The following is a 15,579-nucleotide window of genomic DNA, read 5'->3' on the forward strand; positions in this document are numbered from 1 at the left end:
ATACTCACATCAGGCTGACCGAACCGGTGCGGGGCCGCTATGGCGCCGCAGCCGGGCGGCCTTTTGTCAGCCGCGATTTCGCGGTTCCTTCCAGCGGCGATGGATCCAGAACCACTGGTCCACGTGATCCTCTATCAGGCGGGCGAGGCTGTCGTTCATCGCCTGAGTCATCGTCTGTGGATCGCCATGGGGGATGGGCGGTTCGACGACGATCCGGAAGTTCAGGCCGTCGGGTTCGCGGATGCCGTAGATCGGGATCGCGAGCGCGTCGTATTTCACCGCCATTTCGGCGGCGGACAGGGCCGTCCACGCGGGCTGACCCAGGAATTCGAGCGGGACGCCGTGTTTCATGTAATGGTCGACGACCATGCCGACCATGCCGCCGCCGCGCAGGAACTTGACCATCTGCGCAAGGCCGCGACGGGAGCGTTCGAACATCGGCTCGCCCAGCGTTTCCATCGCCCGGACATAGTGGGCGTTGAAAAGCGGGTTCGACATCGGGTTGTAGAGGCCGCCGACCGGGTATCCGCGCGCCACCAGCGCGGTGCGGGGCACGTCGTAATTGCCGAAATGGCCGGTGATGAGGATGACGGGGCGGTTCTTTGCCTTTGCCTCTTCCAGCGCGGCGACGCCGTCGCCGGTGAAGGGGATGTCTTTGATGCGGTCGCGGAAGGCGGCGCCGGAGTAGATCTCGATCAGGGATCTGCCGAAGTTGTCCGGCACTTTCCGGGTCATCTGCCGGACTTCCGCAGGATCCATGTCGGGGAAGATCAGGGCGAGGTTGTCGCGAACGCGCTTGTCCCAGCCGGCGATGGGCGCGGCGATGCGGGAGACGACCCAGCCGAACGCAGGCACGCGCCAGCGATAGGGCAGCAGCAGCGCGAGACCGATGAAGCCGCGGATCGCGGCGTTCGAGACACGGTCTGAGAAGGTCGGTGTGTCGCGCTTCATTCGGGGCTTCGGGCACGGGTTTCGCGGTGCCAGACATAGAGCCCGGCCCCCGCGATCACAAGCGCACCCAGGTAGAACCAGGGATCGGGGTATTCCCCGAAGATCACGACGCCCCAGATCGTCGACAGTACGAGCTGTGCATAGGCGAATGGCGCGATGGCCGATGCCTCGGCGCTGGCGAAGGCCCGGATCAGGAAGAAATGGCCGATGGAGGCGAGGATGCCGAGGCCGGCCATGAGGCAGGCGGTCAGGGTGTCCGGGGTGACCCAGAAGCGGGGCAGCAGGATGCTGATGACGACGGCGCCGAACATCGCGGCGTAGAGCAGCGAGGTCCAGGGATCCTCGCCATGACCGACATAGCGGGTGGCGAGCGAGTAGGCGGCGACGAAGACGGCGGCGCAGAGGGGCAGGAGGGACGAGAGCGAAAACACGTCCGCCCCCGGGCGGATGATGATGAGGGCCCCGATCAGGGCTGCCCCGACGCCGAAGGCGCGGCGCGGGCCGAAGCGTTCGCCGAGAAACAGGGCGGCGCCAAGCGCGATGAGGACCGGGTTGGTGTTCATCACCGCCGTCGCGTCGGCGAGCGGCATCAGCGTGAGCGAGAAGAAGAAGCAGGTGGTGGCGAGGAGCAGGAAGAGCGAGCGCAGGAACTGCATGCCGGGATAGCGGGTCCTGAACACGCGCGGCACGCGCGGAATGACGACGATGAAGACGATGACGGTCTGGCCGAGATAGCGCGCCCAGAGCGCCATGCCGGGATTTGTCCGTTCCGAGATCAGCTTGGCCGTCGCGTCCATGAAGGACAGGATCAGGACCGATGTCAGGAGGAAAAGTATGCCCTGAGCCGTGGGGCTCAGCCGGGCAATGCGCCTCATTCAGGCGTTCGCGGCAGGCCGGTGCCGATCATGCTGTCGCGGGTGACAAGCCGGGCAAGCTGTTCTTCGGTCAGGTCATCGGTGCCGGCGGGGCGGGCCGGCAGCACGATGTAGCGCATGTCGGCGGTGGAATCGTGGACCCGGATCGTCGTGCTGTCGGGAAGGTTCAGGCCGAATTCGCCGAGAACGGCGCGCGGCGTCTTCACCAGGCGGGACCGGTAGGCGCGGGATTTGTACCAGTCGGGCGGCAGGCCGAGCAGGTTGCGCGGGTAGCAGGAGCAGAGCGTGCATACGATGACGTTGTGGGTGTCAGCAGTGTTCTCGACCGCGATAAGCTGTAGCGGTCCGATGTCGAAGCCCATCTCTCGGGAGGCGTCAGAGGCGTTTTCCAGCAAGCGCTGTCTGAAATCGGGATCGGTCCAGGCGCGGGCGATGACGGCGGCGCCGTTGGCGGGGCTGCGGCTGTCCATGACGTCGATCTGGGCCTGAACCTCGGCGGAGGTGGTCACGCCCTTTTCGATCAGCAGCTCGCGCATGGCGATTTCCATCACCTGCCAGTAGGTCAGCGCTGTGTCGTTGTCGGCGCGGTAGGGATGGCCGGAAGGGCTCATCCCTTCATGGCTGTGCGGCGTGCCGTGGTCGTGGTGATCGTGCGGCATGTCAGAGCCTTTCGAGCCAGTGGCCGTAGATTTCGGCATCTACCGTGTCTTCGGGGCGTTCCGCGGCATCGCCCCAGATTTCACCCATGGTGAAGCGGACGCGGTAGAGCGGCTGTTTGCCGGCGGGTTGCCGATAGGCGAGCTGTTCCGGGTTGGGAAAGGGGCCGAGTTCGCGTTCGATCACGCCGGTCTTGCCGCGCAGGTAGGACGGGGTGCGCAGATGGCCGGGGGGCATCATGGCGCGGACGCGGACGCGGTCAGGCATCTGCCGTGCCTTCGGCTGCTTCGCCGTAGGTGGCGCCACGGCGGGCGACCTGTTCCATGCGGCGGCCGAGTTCCTCGATGGAATAAACGCCGGCCTCAAGCAGATTCTGGTTCACCGAGGCGACCCAGCGCTCGTAGTAGGTCATTGTTTCAAAGGCATCCTCGCCCATGTCCTCAAGCACGCGGCGCAGGCCGTCGACGGTGAAATGACCCTTGGACGAGCATATGACCATCAGTGCGTCGACGCGCTTTTCCCAGAGGGCGAAGTCGTGCTGGGAAAGGTCGACTGGGCCGGCGTCGCGCCCGCCCATGTCATGCCAGCGATGTCCCGGAGTGTCTGCCATGGCGGGAGGTTACGCCGGGCCGCGGGGCGTGTCCACATGGTGCGGGCAGGGTCGACGGCTGTCAGTCGTCCCCGGCGACGAGGATGATCTGTCCCTGTGCCTCCATTTCGCGGATCGCGGCGACCACGGCGCTCATCGCGTCCTCGCCGTCCTTCGGCTTGACGGTGCCGACCGCCTCCATCTCGTCCTTGAGCTGCTGGGCGAGACGCTGTGACATGTTGCCGAGGATGAACTCGGCGGACACCTTTTCGCGCTCGAGCGCCATCGCGGCGGCGAGGCCGGCGGTGAGTTGGGCCTGGTCGACCTCGCGCACGATCTTGGGGACGTCGCGGGGGTCGATCCGCTGGGGGATGTTGGCGAAGGTGAAGATCGCCTTGCGCACCTCGTCGGCGAATTCCTTGTCCTCGCTGTCCAGACCCTCGAGTACCTCGTCGCGCGTGGCGGCGGGGGAATAGTTGAGGATGGCGCCGACGCGTTCGACCGGCCCGCCATCGAATGCCCTTGGCGGTTCTGCATCCAGCTGGCTGACAAGCGCCTCGCCGATGCGGGAGACGGTTTTCGGTGCCACTTCGGATGTCTGGCCCATGGCATAGGCAAGGCGGCGTGCCGATACCCCCGGCATCAGGCCGAGAACTTCGGCCGCCTTGGAGACCTTCAGCTTCGACAGGGCGACGGCGCCGACCTCGATGCTTTCGCTCTCGATCATCGGCAGCAGGCGAGATGCGTCGAGCTCTCCCAGACGTTCCCAGGGTTCGGTGGCCTGACCGAGCCCTTCCTGACTGCGCACCCGGTCGGCTGCCTTGGCGCTGATCGTGCCTTCAAGCAGTGCCAGCGCCTTGCCGACGCCATCGGGGAAGGCGAGGCCGATCGAATCGAGTTCGCTTACGAATTCCTCGACCACCGCTTTCAGCGTGTCGCGGCTGACCGGGCGAAGATGGCCGATTTCCTGCGTCAGGCGGACCTGCATTTCTTCCGGCAGGTCCATCAGTGACAGGTCGATGCTTTCGCTGCGCAGAAGGCGCACGACGATGGCGGCCTTTTGCCGTTTGCTCAGGTCCGCGACCTGTGTGCCCGGCATACCCATGCCGGCCAGCGCCATTTCCATCGGCAACGCATTACTCCGTCCCTGGTTGCGGGACGGAGCATGAACAGAAATAGGTTAAGGTTCAGTTCGGCGACGTCAGTAGCTGGTCGTCGTGCCGGTCAGGATGGCGTCGCGCAGCGCGGTTTCCGGCCATCCGCCGGCACCGCCGCGCGTGCGGATTTCGACGAGCTGCGCATAGGCCTCCTGCAGACGGCCTTCGGCGACGTAGCCCTGGCCCATGTAGGAGCGGGCGAGGAGGTTGTCGGGATTCCGCGCGATGGCCTGACGGTAGTAGCTTTCGCCGAGCGCGAGGTCGCCGAGGCTGCGATGGACGAAGCCCTTGTAGGTCAGGACGCGGTCGTCGAGCGGATCGGACATCGCGGCAAGGACCTTGAGCGTATCGTCGAAGCGGCCAGCGTAAGCCAGTTCGCGGGCGGCCTTGTAGAGCTCGTCATCGGTGAGTGAGCCTTCCTGCGGGGCGACGCATTTCTGCGTGTTGGCATCCCAGACCGTGCCTTCGGCGCAGGTCGTGGTGGTCTGGGTCTGGGTCGGCTTGTTGTCGTCGTCGGAGCCGACGGCAAAGGCCGCTCCGGGGAGAAGAAGGGCTATGGCAATCAATAGGGAACGCATGGGGGCAACTCCTGCATTTGGAATCGGTTCAATCTGCGGTGGAATGGTACCATGCCCGGCGCGCTGGCCGGGGCATCACGATTACGTCAGGGAGGGTATCCTAGGCTGACCGGCGGGGGATTGCCGGTGCCGGTCTAGCTGGTGACCTCGACGCAGATCTTATTTTCCTCGTCGTATACCTTGCCCGTTGCACAGGTCGGGGTCGACTGGGACTCGCAGTCCTGCTGGGCGAGGGCGAGGGCCGGCGACACGGCCAGAGCAGCGGCCAGGATTAGGCGCTTGGTCATCTCGGACTCCATTGGCTGGCCGGAAACTTCGCCGGCTCTGGCTGGGAGGAAATTTCAGGAAGGGTCGGGGTTTACCCGGTGACCTTCACACAGCTCCTGGACTGTGCGTCATAGACCGTGCCGTCTACGCAGGTCATGACGATCTCTTCCTTGTGGAAGCTGCATTCGGCCGCGGCGACCATGGGGGTAAGGGCAAGAACGGCGGCGACGATGAGCGTACGGGTCATGGGAACCTCCTGTTGGGACAGGGGGACCATATCACGGAATCGGCATCATTTCACGGCGTCGTTCACACAACGCCGTGAGGGGTCAGCCCTTGCCGAACACCCGCTCGAAAATCCGGTCGACGTTCTTGGTGTGGTAGCCGAGGTCGAATTTTTCCTCGATCTCGGCGTCGGACAGGGCGGCGGTGACTTCGGGGTCGGATTTCAGCTCTGTCATGAAGTCGGCGCCCTGTTCCCAGACCTTCATCGCGTTGCGCTGGACGAGGCGGTAGGCGTCCTCGCGGGAGACGCCTTTCTGGGTCAGGGCGAGGAGCACGCGCTGCGAGTGGACCAGACCTTTGAACTTGTTGAGGTTGGCCATCATGTTGTCGGGGTAGACCACCAGCTTGTCGACGACCGAGGTCAGGCGGGCGAGGGCGAAGTCGAGCGTGATCGTGGTGTCGGGGCCGATATTGCGCTCGACGGAGGAGTGGGAGATGTCGCGCTCGTGCCAGAGGGCCACGTTTTCCATCGCCGGGACCACTGCCATGCGGACGAGGCGGGCGAGGCCGGTGAGGTTTTCGGTCAGGACCGGGTTGCGCTTGTGCGGCATGGCCGACGAGCCCTTCTGGCCCTTGGAAAAGAATTCCTCGGCCTCCAGAACCTCGGTCCGCTGCATGTGGCGGATCTCTATGGCGATGTTCTCGATGGAGGAGGCGACGACGCCGAGAGCCGCGAAGAAGGCGGCGTGGCGGTCGCGCGGGATGACCTGCGTGGAGATCGGTTCGGGTTCGAGGCCCATCTGCTTGCAGACATGTTCCTCGACCGCGGGGTCGATATTGGCGAAGGTGCCGACCGCGCCGGAGATGGCGCCGGTGGCGATTTCGTAGCGGGCCTTTTCGAGGCGGTTCCGGTTACGCTCCATCTCCGCATAGAAGCGGGCGAAGGTGAGGCCCATGGTGGTGGGTTCCGCATGGATGCCGTGCGAGCGGCCGATGCGGATGGTGTCCTTATGCTCGTAAGCGCGGCGTTTCAGGGCGGCGAGCAGGCCGTCCATATCGGCCAGAAGGATGTCGGCGGCGCGGGTGAGCTGGACGTTGAAGCAGGTGTCGAGCACGTCAGACGAGGTCATGCCCTGGTGGACGAAGCGCGCCTCGTCGCTGCCCACGATCTCGGCGAGGTGGGTGAGGAAGGCGATGACGTCGTGCTTGGTGACGGCCTCGATCTCGTCGATGCGGGCGACGTCAAATTCGACGTCCCTGGCTTTCCAGACAGCCTGGGCATTTTCCTTGGGAAATACCCCAAGGTCAGCCATGGCATCGCAGGCATGCGCCTCTATCTCGAACCAGATGCGAAATTTGGTCTCGGGCGACCAGACGGATACCATCTCGGGACGGGAATAGCGGGGGATCATGACGGGCCTTTGCCTAAGGACGACTTTCGGACGCGGGTTTAGACCGGGCACGGCGCGGCGGCAAGCGCGGGTGTCGGAATGATGCAGGGCCTGCCCGATTGGGGTGTGTTCGGTCTGTTCGGGGTGGCCGCGCTGGCGATCCTTGTGCTGGGCACGCGGATCACCGGGCTGGCCGACCGGATCGCGGATCGGTCGGGCCTGGGGGAGGCCGTGGTTGGCGGCATTGTGCTGGGCGCTGCGACGTCCCTGTCGGGGACGGTGGTGTCGGTGACGGCGGCGCTGCAGGGCGCGCCGGAACTGGCCTTTGCCAACGGCATCGGCGGGATCGCGGCACAGACCGCGTTTCTGGCGCTGGCAGATCTGATGTACCGCAAAGCCAATCTGGAGCATTCGGCGGCGGAAGCGACGAACCTGTTCCAGGGTGCGTTGCTGCTGACGCTGCTGAGTTTGCCGCTGGTGGCCTGGCTGTCGCCCGAAGTGACGGTCTGGGCGGTGCACCCGGTCTCGGTGCTGCTGGTGGCACTTTACTGCGTCGGGGCGGTGACGACGAAACGGGTCCGCGACGAGCCGATGTGGGTGCCGGTCGAGACCGAGGATACGCGGAAGGACACACCCGAAGAGGAGCCCAGTCGGAAGGATGCGGCGGTGCTGTTCGGGACGTTCGCGCTTCTGGTGGCGGCGCTGGGAGTCGCGGGCTGGGTGATCGCCGAGACCGGCACGGCGCTGTCCGAGCGGTTCGGGCTGTCGCAGACGGTGGTGGGGGCGCTGATGACGGCGGTGGTAACGTCGCTTCCGGAACTGGTGACGACGATCGCTGCGGTGCGTCGGGGTGCGATGCAGCTGGCGGTGGGCGGTATCATCGGTGGTAATACGTTCGACACCCTGTTCCTGAGCCTCAGCGATGTCGCTTATCGTGACGGTTCGCTCTACCACGCGGTCGGTGCGGGATCCTATTTCTGGCTCGCCGTGGGGATGCTTATGACCGCGGTTCTGCTGATCGGGCTGATCCTTCGGGAGCGGAAAGGGCCGCTGACCATCGGTACGGAGAGCCTGGCTTTGCTGGTGATTTATGCGGGTGCGGTAACGCTTCAGGTCGCGAGTGGATGAGTTCGGCGGAAATTGATCGCCATTTCGATGAGCGAAATCCCGTGATTGGTCAGTATTGATTATTTAGGGTTGTATTGCTGAGCAGATATTCATCCAGTGAATGCGACGGAAAGGTCTTTGCCGACCGTATTAAGTGAGTCGGCTTATCTGGAAGACGCGGCGGCGCGTGTATTTTGTGCCCGCGCGAGGAACTTCGGCTTGGAAAAAATAGTTAACTGTGTAACGGCGCCCTGGCGCCAAAGGGGTAATTGGATGCTCAATGGACCGCGGCTTGCGGATTTCATAGGGAAGTGGATCATTTCGCGTGAAATCGAGGACCGAATGGCCTCGGAAGCGCTGATTTTTTCCGGCCGGGTCTCCTATGAGCCGGACGATGCCGGACTGACCTATCGCGAGGAAGGGCTGCTAAGACCACCGGGCCGGCCCGCCATGCAGGCGGAAAGGCGGTACCTTTGGCGTGCCTCGGGGGACGATATCGAGGTCAGGTTCGAGGATGAACGCTTTTTCCACACCATCCCGAAGGGGGTGTATGCCACGGCGACCCACGATTGTGTCCCGGACCGTTACAACGTCATCTACGATTTCCGGAGCTGGCCGCAGTGGCATTCGGTCTGGGAGGTGTCGGGGCCCCGCAAGGATTACCGCATGCTGAGCATGTACCGGCCGGAGCGGCAGTCGCGCTGGCTCTAGTCGCCCGCCTTGCGGCGGTAATGATCCAGAACGAAGACGCGAATGGCGGAGGCCAGGCCGATTTCAAGGCCGCGCGCCTCGTCAATTTCGGCTGCGAGCGCGTTGAGGGGCTGGCCGCGGTCCGCGGCGATTGCACGGAACGCGTCCCAGAATTCCTTTTCAAGGGAGACGCTGGTGCGGTGACCCCGTAGCGAAAGCGAGTGCTTTTCCGGCCGGCCGGTCATTCCGACTCGAACTGGTGACCGTCGAGCTTGGTGCGGGCCTTGGTGTTCTGCGTGGCCTCCAGGACCTTCTGGGCCTTGCTACGCCCGAATTTCACCGCGTTCTCGTCGGCCTGCGTCCGTTTCGCGGTGCGGTCGCGCTGTTTGCGTGCGCGGTTCAGGTTGATGACATCTTTGGTCATGTCTCAGAAATGGTCCTTCAGCAGGTCGGCGGCCGCCTCGGATATTCCGCCGATCTTGTTGGTCGCCTGACGGTAGAAGCGGCGGGCGATCTCGGTTTCCGGCGAAGCGTCGGTGCGTTCGCGGTAGTCTTTCAGTTCGACCCGGCCGAACGGGCGTTTGGCCATCGCGGTCAGACGCACCATGATGGTCAGCCGGATGCCCGGACCAGGCGCGACGCCCAGGACGGTGCCGCGCGACGACAGGCCCCGCCCGCCCTCGTGATCCGAGGCGAAGACGAAAACCTCGTCGCCGGGCGCGATCTTCTTGCCGCCGTACATGGTCTTTTCGACAAAGGTCACGACCTCGCCGGGGCCGGCGTCAACGGGCGTGGCCTTGACGATGTAGGCGGTCATGCGTCCTTCGGGCCGATCATCTTCTCTGGCCGGACGACGCGGTCGAAGGTCGCCTCGTCGACGAAGCCGAGGGCGATCGCCTCTTCCTTGAGGGTGGTGCCGTTTTTGTGGGCCGTCTTGGCGACGGTGGTGGCGTTGTCATAGCCGATCTCGGGGGCCAGCGCCGTCACCAGCATCAGCGACTCGCGCATGATCTTGGCGATGCGGTCCTCGTTCGCCTGAATGCCCGAGACGCAGTTGTCTGTGAAGGCGACGCAGGCGTCTCCGATCAGCTGCATCGACTGCAGGACGTTGTAGGCCATCATCGGCTTGTAGACGTTCAGCTCGAAATGGCCCTGGCTGCCCGCGAAGCCGACGGCGGCGTCGTTGCCCATCACATGGGCGCAGACCTGAGTCATCGCCTCGCACTGGGTCGGGTTGACCTTGCCGGGCATGATCGAGGAGCCGGGCTCGTTCTCCGGCAGCATAAGCTCGCCGAGGCCGCAGCGGGGGCCGGAGCCGAGCAGACGGATGTCGTTGGCGATCTTGAAGAGCGAGGCGGCCGCGGTCTTGAGCGCGCCGGACATTTCCACCAGCGCGTCATGGGCGGCCAGCGCCTCGTACTTGTTGGGCGCGGTGACGAAGGGCAGGTTGGTGATCTCCGCCATGTTGGCGGCGACGGTTTCGCCCCAGCCGTCGGGCGTGTTCAGCCCGGTGCCGACGGCGGTGCCGCCCTGCGCCAGTTCGTAGATGTGGGGCAGGGCGCCCTTCACCCGCTCGATGGCCATCGCGACCTGGTGGGTGTAGCCGGAGAATTCCTGCGCCAGCGTCAGCGGCGTTGCATCCATGGTGTGGGTGCGGCCGATCTTGATGATGCCGCGGAACTGCACGACCTTCTGTTCCAGAGCGGCGTGCAGCTTGGCGAGGCCGGGGAGCGTGACGTCATGCGCCGTGGTCGCAACGGCGATGTGCATGGCCGTCGGGAAGGTGTCGTTCGACGACTGGCCCATGTTGCAGTGATCGTTGGGGTGGACCGGGTCCTTCGATCCGATGGTGCCGCCGAGGATCTCGATCGCACGGTTGGCGATGACCTCGTTGGCGTTCATGTTCGACTGGGTGCCGGAACCGGTCTGCCAGACCACCAGCGGGAAGTTGTCGTCGAACTTGCCGGCCACGACCTCGGACGCCGCCTGGATGATCGCGTCGGCGAGTTCGGGTTTCAGCTTTCCATTGGCCTTGTTTGCCACGGCACAGGCCTGCTTGATGACGCCGAGCGCGCGGACGATGGCGACGGGCTGTTTTTCCCAGCCGATGGGGAAGTTCATGATCGAGCGCTGGGTCTGAGCGCCCCAGTACTTGTCGGCGGGAACCTCTAGGGGGCCGAAGCTGTCGGTCTCGGTGCGGGTCGCGGTCATCGGGTGCTCCTCCGGTATGCCGTGGTCGACCGATGATCTACCGGGGTGCGCAGGCGGGATCAATGCGGCACGGAGGGTGCGGGGAGATTACTTCCGGAAAGAATCCAGGCTGACGACGTCGGCTTCGTGCGGCTTCTCGTCTTCGGGCTCGACGTCTTCGTCCATCGGCGCCTCTTCGACCTCGTCGTCGTCTTCCTGCGACTTGAAGGTCAGGCCGAATTCCACCGATGGGTCGACGAAGGTGCGGATCGCGTCGAAGGGGATGTAGAGCGGCTCGGGGTTGTCGCCGAAATTCAGCGTGACGGCAAAGCCGTCGTCTGTCACCTCGAGGTTGTCGTACCAGTGTTGCATCACGATGGTCATTTCGTCCGGGTACCGGTCCGAAAGCCAGTCGGCGATTTCCACGTCGGGGTGCATCGTATCGAAAGTAATGAAGAAATGGTGCTGGCCGGGAAGACCACGTGCCTGGACGTCCAGCAGGACGTCCCGGATCAGCCCGCGCATGGCGCGGTGCATCAGATTACCGTAGTCAATCGTGCGCGACATTGGGGTCCCTCTTAAAGACAGTCTCACCATACGAGATTCGGTGCGGAAGAAAAGGCCGCCTAGACCCTGCGCCGGTCAGGTTAACATCGTGAGTGCGGCACCAGCACTGGCACAGGCTAAGAGCACCGCGGCGAAGGGCCATTTCATGAGCCACAGGAGCAGCGCCGCAAGGGTCGCAAGAGCAACCGCGCGCAGGTCAACCGAAGCCGGATCGGGCATGGGAATCGTCGCCGGACCGAGGGAGGATTCGCGGACGGTTCCGAAGAATACGTGAGTGGCGAACCAGACCGACAGGTTTAGGATCACGCCGACGACAGCGGCCGTGATGGCCGAGAGCGCGGCGGCAAGCCGGGGCCGGGTGGAAATCCAGTCGATGAAGGGAGCGCCGGCGAAGATCCAGAGGAAACAGGGAGCGAAGGTGACCCAGAGGGTCATCCCAGCGGCGGCGGCGGCGAGCAGGTAGCTGCCTTCCGCATGTCCGGTCAGGAAGCCGACGAATTCGGTGACGAGGATCAGCGGGCCGGGGGTCGTTTCGGCGAGGCCGAGGCCGTCCATCATCTGGTCGGTGGTAAGCCAGCCACGTTCCTGCACGACCTCCTGGGTCATGTAGGCCAGCACGGCATAGGCGCCGCCGAAGGTGACGACTGCGAGCTTGGAAAAGAAGACACCGATCTGAACCAGCAGAGTCTGGCCGAGGATCCAGGCGAGCGCGACGGGCGTCCACCAGATCGCGGCCCAGGTGGCGATGGTCTGGAGCGTCCGGGGCCGCTGGACGACAGGCGCCGGATCAGCGGTGCCAGCGCCTCTGAGTGCGCCGTATGCAGCGGCCACCGCAATGATCAGCGGAAAAGGAAGCGAGAAGGCGTAGATGGCAAGGAAGGACAGCGCGGCGATGATCCAGCGGTCCAGACCTTGCAGCGCCTTGCGCGAGACCTTGAGCAAGGCTTCGAGCACGATGACGACGACCGTGGCCTGGATTCCGAGGAACAACGATTGCACCAGCGGTACATCGCCAAGCCAGACGTAAAGCGCTGCGAGCAGGCCCACGACCAGTGCGCCGGGAAGCACGAAGAGCAGGCCGGCGGTCAGGCCGCCGGGCACGCCGCGCAGGCGCCAACCGCAATAGGTGGCGAGTTGCATGGCCTCGGGGCCGGGTAGGAGCATGCAGAAGCTGAGCGCGTTGAGGAACTGCTTCTCGGTCAGCCATGGCCGGTTCTCGACCAGTTCGCGGTGCATCAGCGCGATCTGAGCTGCGGGGCCGCCGAAGCTGAAGATGCCGATCCGGCCGAAGACTTTGATGAGGGCGGCCTGCGCAGGGGGCGGTTCGGTCATTCGGTATCCGGTGGCTGCAGGATATGGACTTCCGGGGTTTCACATCCGGGCAACAGATTTGCGACTATGCAACAAAAAAGGCGTGCCGAAGCACACCCTTGTAAGTGCAGGCTTCTGTTGCCAGGCGCCTGCGAACCCCGCCTTACGCGGCTAGGCGCAAGGGCTTAATTTTCGGTCTTGTTACTGCTTAAGCAGCAACGGCGACCGGAGCACGGTTGTTGTTGGCAACTGTACAATTCGGACCGATAACGGTGGTACCTCACCGGGACAAAGCAAACCCCTTTAGACGTTCGTCGATCCTGTTTCGGCCCCATGACCCGCCAACCCGGGTGATTTGGTGGAGCCGCCGGGTACCGCCCCCGGGTCCGATCCGCTTATTACGAGCGCGTTTATGTCCATAGTCGGCGAACCGACGGATTACATGTAGCGATCCGGCCGGGCTGCGGCAAGGGGCGTGCGCGTTGGAGAGGTCGCAGTTGCGGCACGGTTCAACCGTGGCGGGCCGAGCGTATTTCGGATGAAGGTTAACAGATAAATTATTGATTTGGAAAATTTTTGGCCCGCATTGGTCGCGCAAGGGGACATGTGATCGTCTGAGATAGCGGCGATCCGGTTCTCAGCCCGCCATTATCCCTTGAGACGCATTGACCTCGCGCACCGTGCCGATAAAGCTCTTTGGGCCGGTGACTGCCCCGCGGGCCCGGTGCGGGGTAGAAGTTGTGACATGTACGTGGCAGGCAAGTCGTGGTTGCGCCCAGGCGCAGCCGGCGCGGTCCGGGAGAGGTAACCGAGGGTTTCTGGAAGATGATCACCAAAGAGTTCTGCCGCACTATGGCGCGTTACAACAACTGGCAAAACACCAACCTGATCGGTGCCGCCGACAAGCTGGATGACATGGCGAGAGTGCGTGATCGCGGCGCGTTCTTCGGCTCGATCCAGGGTACGCTGAACCACATCCTGTGGGGTGACACGATCTGGATGTCGCGGCTGGCGGGCTGGGACAAGCCGGACGTCGGAATTGTCGAAAGCCCACGCTTCATGCCGGACTGGGAGACCTACAAGGAGGTCCGTTCGAAGGCCGATGCACGCATCCTGGCCTGGGCGCTGGCACTGCAGGACAAGTCGCTGACGGGAAACCTGTCGTGGTTCTCGGGGGCCCTGAACTCTGATGTGGAGCGGCCCACATGGATCTGCGTGCAGCATTTCTTCAACCACCAGACACACCACCGGGGGCAGGTTCATGCGCTGCTGACCGCGTCGGGCGTGAAGCCGGGTGAGACCGATCTGTTCGTGATGCCCGTTACGGTGTGAGCACGAAAACAGGGAGGACCGGATGACATTCAGGGCATTGCTCGTCGAGAAGGACGAGGAAGGGAAGACCAGCGCCTCGGTTCAGGCGCTGGACGAGGCGCGGTTGCCGGACGGGGGTGTGACGGTGGCCGTGGAGTATTCCACGGTGAACTACAAGGACGGGCTGTGCATCGGGCCGGGCGGCGGGCTGGTGAAGACCTATCCGCATGTCCCGGGGATCGACTTTGCCGGAACCGTAGAAGCGTCGGAGGACGCGCGCTATTCGCCCGGCGACAAGGTCGTGCTGACCGGCTGGCGCGTGGGCGAGATCCACTGGGGTGGCTATGCGCAGAAGGCGCGGGTCAAGGCGGACTGGCTGGTGCCCTTGCCGGACGGGCTGACGACGCGGGCGGCGATGGCGGTTGGAACCGCCGGGTTCACCGCGATGCTGGCGGTGATGGCGCTGGAGGATCACGGGCTGACGCCTGAGAAGGGCGAGGTTCTGGTGACGGGGGCTGCCGGTGGTGTCGGGTCGGTGGCGACGGCGATCCTTGGTAACCTCGGATACGAAGTGGCGGCGGTGACGGGGCGGCCCGAGACCGAGAGCTACCTGAAGGGGCTGGGCGCGTCGCGGATCGTGCCGCGCGAGGAGATCAATGAGGTCATCAAACGGCCGCTGGAGAGCGAGACCTGGACGGGCTGTGTCGATGCCGTCGGCGGGCATATGCTGGCGCGGGTGCTGGGGCAGATGAAATATGGCGCCTCGGTCGCGGCTGTCGGGCTGGCCGGTGGACGGGAGATCCCGACGAGCACGGTTCCGTTCCTGTTGCGGGCGTTGAACCTGCTGGGGATCGACAGCGTGATGCAGCCTTACGAAAACCGGCTTCGGGCCTGGAAACGGGTCGCGACGGACTTGCCGATGGACAAGCTGGAGGCGATGGTGCAGCCGGCGACTCTGGAAGATCTGCAGCGGCTGGGCGCGGAGATCCTGGAGGGCAAGGTCAAGGGCCGGGTCGTGGTCGACGTGAATGCCTGACAGGCGATGGCTCGGTTGCCTTGCGCCGGAAATCGGACCTAATTTCAGTCGGGAATGCCGTTTCCGGTTGAAATTGGTTCGCTTGTTTGACCTGCGCCTAAACTTTGTGCATTAACCTTTGGTTCGATGTTGGGCCGCAAATGGTGTAGCCTTGGCATCGCGATAACAGAGACTTGCACGGCCCGCAGCGTGTCCAGCGTCGGGTCAGCTGCGGGTCCGAACCGGACAGGAGGGAACATGTTCCAAAAGATCATGGTGCCCGTCGATCTGGCCCATCTGCAGAAGCTCGCGAAAGCGTTGGACTGTGCGGCGGAGCTGGCGAAGCACTACGGTGCCGAGCTTTGCTATGTGGGTGTGACCGGCGAGACGCCGGGGCCGCTGGGCCATAATCCGACGGAGTACGAGGCCAAGCTGAAGGCGTTCACCGAAGAGCATTCGGACACATCGGGATTGACGGTGAGCCACCTGACGATCCCGAGCCATGACCCCACGGTCGACGTGGATGACGCGCTGCTGAAGGCAGTGAAGGATACGGGGGCCGACCTCGTGGTGATGGGTACGCATGAACCGGGCATCATCGATTACATCTGGCCGGGCAATGGGGCAAAGATCGCTGCCCATTCGGCCGCGTCCGTTTTCCTGGTGCGCGACAGCTGACGGGATCCGTCGCGCATCAC

At 64.2% G+C, this 15,579-nt stretch carries 21 protein-coding genes and 1 other RNA gene; 5 read left to right on the forward strand and 17 right to left on the reverse strand.

Features of this window, described 5'->3' with window-relative positions; genetic code table 11:
- Positions 1 to 66: 66 nt before the first annotated feature.
- The 10 genes from HCO70_RS07070 to purB all read right to left on the reverse strand — a co-directional run bounded on the left by HCO70_RS07070 (position 67) and on the right by purB (position 6,711).
- A complete protein-coding gene (locus HCO70_RS07070; RefSeq protein WP_172294396.1) occupies positions 67 to 951 on the reverse strand; it encodes a lysophospholipid acyltransferase family protein in 885 nt (294 codons plus the stop codon).
- The gene (locus tag HCO70_RS07075) at positions 948 to 1,826 is read right to left on the reverse strand and encodes a DMT family transporter (protein WP_172294398.1); all 879 of its coding nucleotides are present in this window, start codon (positions 1,824 to 1,826) and stop codon (positions 948 to 950) included. Before HCO70_RS07075 ends, HCO70_RS07070 begins: the two co-directional genes overlap by 4 nt.
- Positions 1,823 to 2,485 (reverse strand): nitrile hydratase subunit alpha, encoded by a 663-nt coding sequence (gene nthA / locus HCO70_RS07080; protein ID WP_172296197.1) that lies wholly within the window; start codon positions 2,483 to 2,485, stop codon positions 1,823 to 1,825. The genes HCO70_RS07075 and nthA overlap by 4 nt, the downstream gene beginning before the upstream one ends.
- A gap of 1 nt (position 2,486) precedes the next feature.
- Positions 2,487 to 2,750: an SH3-like domain-containing protein gene (locus HCO70_RS07085; protein WP_172294400.1), complete on the reverse strand. Its 264-nt coding sequence runs from the start codon at positions 2,748 to 2,750 to the stop codon at positions 2,487 to 2,489.
- Positions 2,743 to 3,093, reverse strand: coding sequence for an SH3-like domain-containing protein (locus tag HCO70_RS07090; protein ID WP_253913127.1), 351 nt, complete (start codon positions 3,091 to 3,093; stop codon positions 2,743 to 2,745). Before HCO70_RS07090 ends, HCO70_RS07085 begins: the two co-directional genes overlap by 8 nt.
- A 61-nt stretch (positions 3,094 to 3,154) precedes the next feature.
- Complete coding sequence (locus HCO70_RS07095; RefSeq protein WP_253913218.1) at positions 3,155 to 4,198, reverse strand: flagellar motor switch protein FliG; 1,044 nt, start codon at positions 4,196 to 4,198, stop codon at positions 3,155 to 3,157.
- Positions 4,199 to 4,273: 75 nt separating this feature from the next.
- Positions 4,274 to 4,807 carry a hypothetical protein gene (locus tag HCO70_RS07100; protein WP_172294402.1) on the reverse strand — a complete coding sequence of 178 codons (534 nt, stop codon included), beginning with the start codon at positions 4,805 to 4,807 and terminating at the stop codon, positions 4,274 to 4,276.
- Positions 4,808 to 4,941: 134 nt separating this feature from the next.
- Positions 4,942 to 5,094, reverse strand: coding sequence for a hypothetical protein (locus HCO70_RS07105; protein ID WP_172294404.1), 153 nt, complete (start codon positions 5,092 to 5,094; stop codon positions 4,942 to 4,944).
- Between the two features lie 71 nt (positions 5,095 to 5,165).
- Entirely contained in the window at positions 5,166 to 5,321 is a 156-nt protein-coding gene (locus HCO70_RS07110) for an adenylosuccinate lyase (protein ID WP_172294406.1), read from the reverse strand.
- An 82-nt stretch (positions 5,322 to 5,403) separates the two neighbouring features.
- Positions 5,404 to 6,711 (reverse strand): adenylosuccinate lyase, encoded by a 1,308-nt coding sequence (gene purB / locus HCO70_RS07115; protein ID WP_172294408.1) that lies wholly within the window; start codon positions 6,709 to 6,711, stop codon positions 5,404 to 5,406.
- A gap of 78 nt (positions 6,712 to 6,789) precedes the next feature.
- On the opposite strand from purB, the gene HCO70_RS07120 reads away from it, so the two are divergent.
- Together HCO70_RS07120 and HCO70_RS07125 are read left to right on the forward strand one after the other, a co-directional pair.
- Positions 6,790 to 7,818 (forward strand): sodium:calcium antiporter, encoded by a 1,029-nt coding sequence (locus HCO70_RS07120; RefSeq protein WP_172294410.1) that lies wholly within the window; start codon positions 6,790 to 6,792, stop codon positions 7,816 to 7,818.
- A gap of 252 nt (positions 7,819 to 8,070) precedes the next feature.
- Positions 8,071 to 8,508, forward strand: a complete 438-nt coding sequence (locus tag HCO70_RS07125; RefSeq protein ID WP_172294412.1) for a DUF6314 family protein — start codon at positions 8,071 to 8,073, stop codon at positions 8,506 to 8,508.
- Here the strand turns inward: HCO70_RS07125 and HCO70_RS07130 are convergent.
- The 7 genes from HCO70_RS07130 to ssrA all read right to left on the reverse strand — a co-directional run bounded on the left by HCO70_RS07130 (position 8,505) and on the right by ssrA (position 13,029).
- Positions 8,505 to 8,732, reverse strand: a complete 228-nt coding sequence (locus HCO70_RS07130; protein WP_172294414.1) for a ribbon-helix-helix domain-containing protein — start codon at positions 8,730 to 8,732, stop codon at positions 8,505 to 8,507. The genes HCO70_RS07125 and HCO70_RS07130 overlap by 4 nt on opposite strands.
- Positions 8,729 to 8,911: a DUF4169 family protein gene (locus HCO70_RS07135; protein ID WP_172294416.1), complete on the reverse strand. Its 183-nt coding sequence runs from the start codon at positions 8,909 to 8,911 to the stop codon at positions 8,729 to 8,731. The genes HCO70_RS07130 and HCO70_RS07135 overlap by 4 nt, the downstream gene beginning before the upstream one ends.
- 3 nt (positions 8,912 to 8,914) lie before the next feature.
- A complete protein-coding gene (locus HCO70_RS07140) occupies positions 8,915 to 9,304 on the reverse strand; it encodes a hypothetical protein (protein WP_216665288.1) in 390 nt (129 codons plus the stop codon).
- A complete protein-coding gene (fumC, locus tag HCO70_RS07145; protein WP_172294418.1) occupies positions 9,301 to 10,698 on the reverse strand; it encodes a class II fumarate hydratase in 1,398 nt (465 codons plus the stop codon). The genes HCO70_RS07140 and fumC overlap by 4 nt, the downstream gene beginning before the upstream one ends.
- A gap of 87 nt (positions 10,699 to 10,785) precedes the next feature.
- A complete protein-coding gene (locus HCO70_RS07150; protein ID WP_172294420.1) occupies positions 10,786 to 11,244 on the reverse strand; it encodes an SspB family protein in 459 nt (152 codons plus the stop codon).
- Positions 11,245 to 11,319: 75 nt separating this feature from the next.
- A complete protein-coding gene (chrA, locus tag HCO70_RS07155) occupies positions 11,320 to 12,576 on the reverse strand; it encodes a chromate efflux transporter (RefSeq protein WP_172294422.1) in 1,257 nt (418 codons plus the stop codon).
- A 103-nt stretch (positions 12,577 to 12,679) separates the two neighbouring features.
- Positions 12,680 to 13,029, reverse strand: a transfer-messenger RNA (tmRNA) gene (ssrA, locus tag HCO70_RS07160).
- A 351-nt stretch (positions 13,030 to 13,380) separates the two neighbouring features.
- On the opposite strand from ssrA, the gene HCO70_RS07165 reads away from it, so the two are divergent.
- From HCO70_RS07165 to HCO70_RS07175, 3 genes are all read left to right on the forward strand, one after another.
- Positions 13,381 to 13,887: a DinB family protein gene (locus tag HCO70_RS07165; RefSeq protein WP_172294424.1), complete on the forward strand. Its 507-nt coding sequence runs from the start codon at positions 13,381 to 13,383 to the stop codon at positions 13,885 to 13,887.
- 22 nt (positions 13,888 to 13,909) lie between these two features.
- Positions 13,910 to 14,902, forward strand: coding sequence for an MDR family oxidoreductase (locus HCO70_RS07170; RefSeq protein ID WP_172294425.1), 993 nt, complete (start codon positions 13,910 to 13,912; stop codon positions 14,900 to 14,902).
- A 237-nt stretch (positions 14,903 to 15,139) separates the two neighbouring features.
- Positions 15,140 to 15,559 (forward strand): universal stress protein, encoded by a 420-nt coding sequence (locus HCO70_RS07175; RefSeq protein WP_172294427.1) that lies wholly within the window; start codon positions 15,140 to 15,142, stop codon positions 15,557 to 15,559.
- Positions 15,560 to 15,579: the final 20 nt, after the last annotated feature.

This window comes from Pseudoruegeria sp. HB172150 (genome assembly GCF_013184805.1).
In the GTDB taxonomy this organism is placed as follows: domain Bacteria; phylum Pseudomonadota; class Alphaproteobacteria; order Rhodobacterales; family Rhodobacteraceae; genus Psychromarinibacter.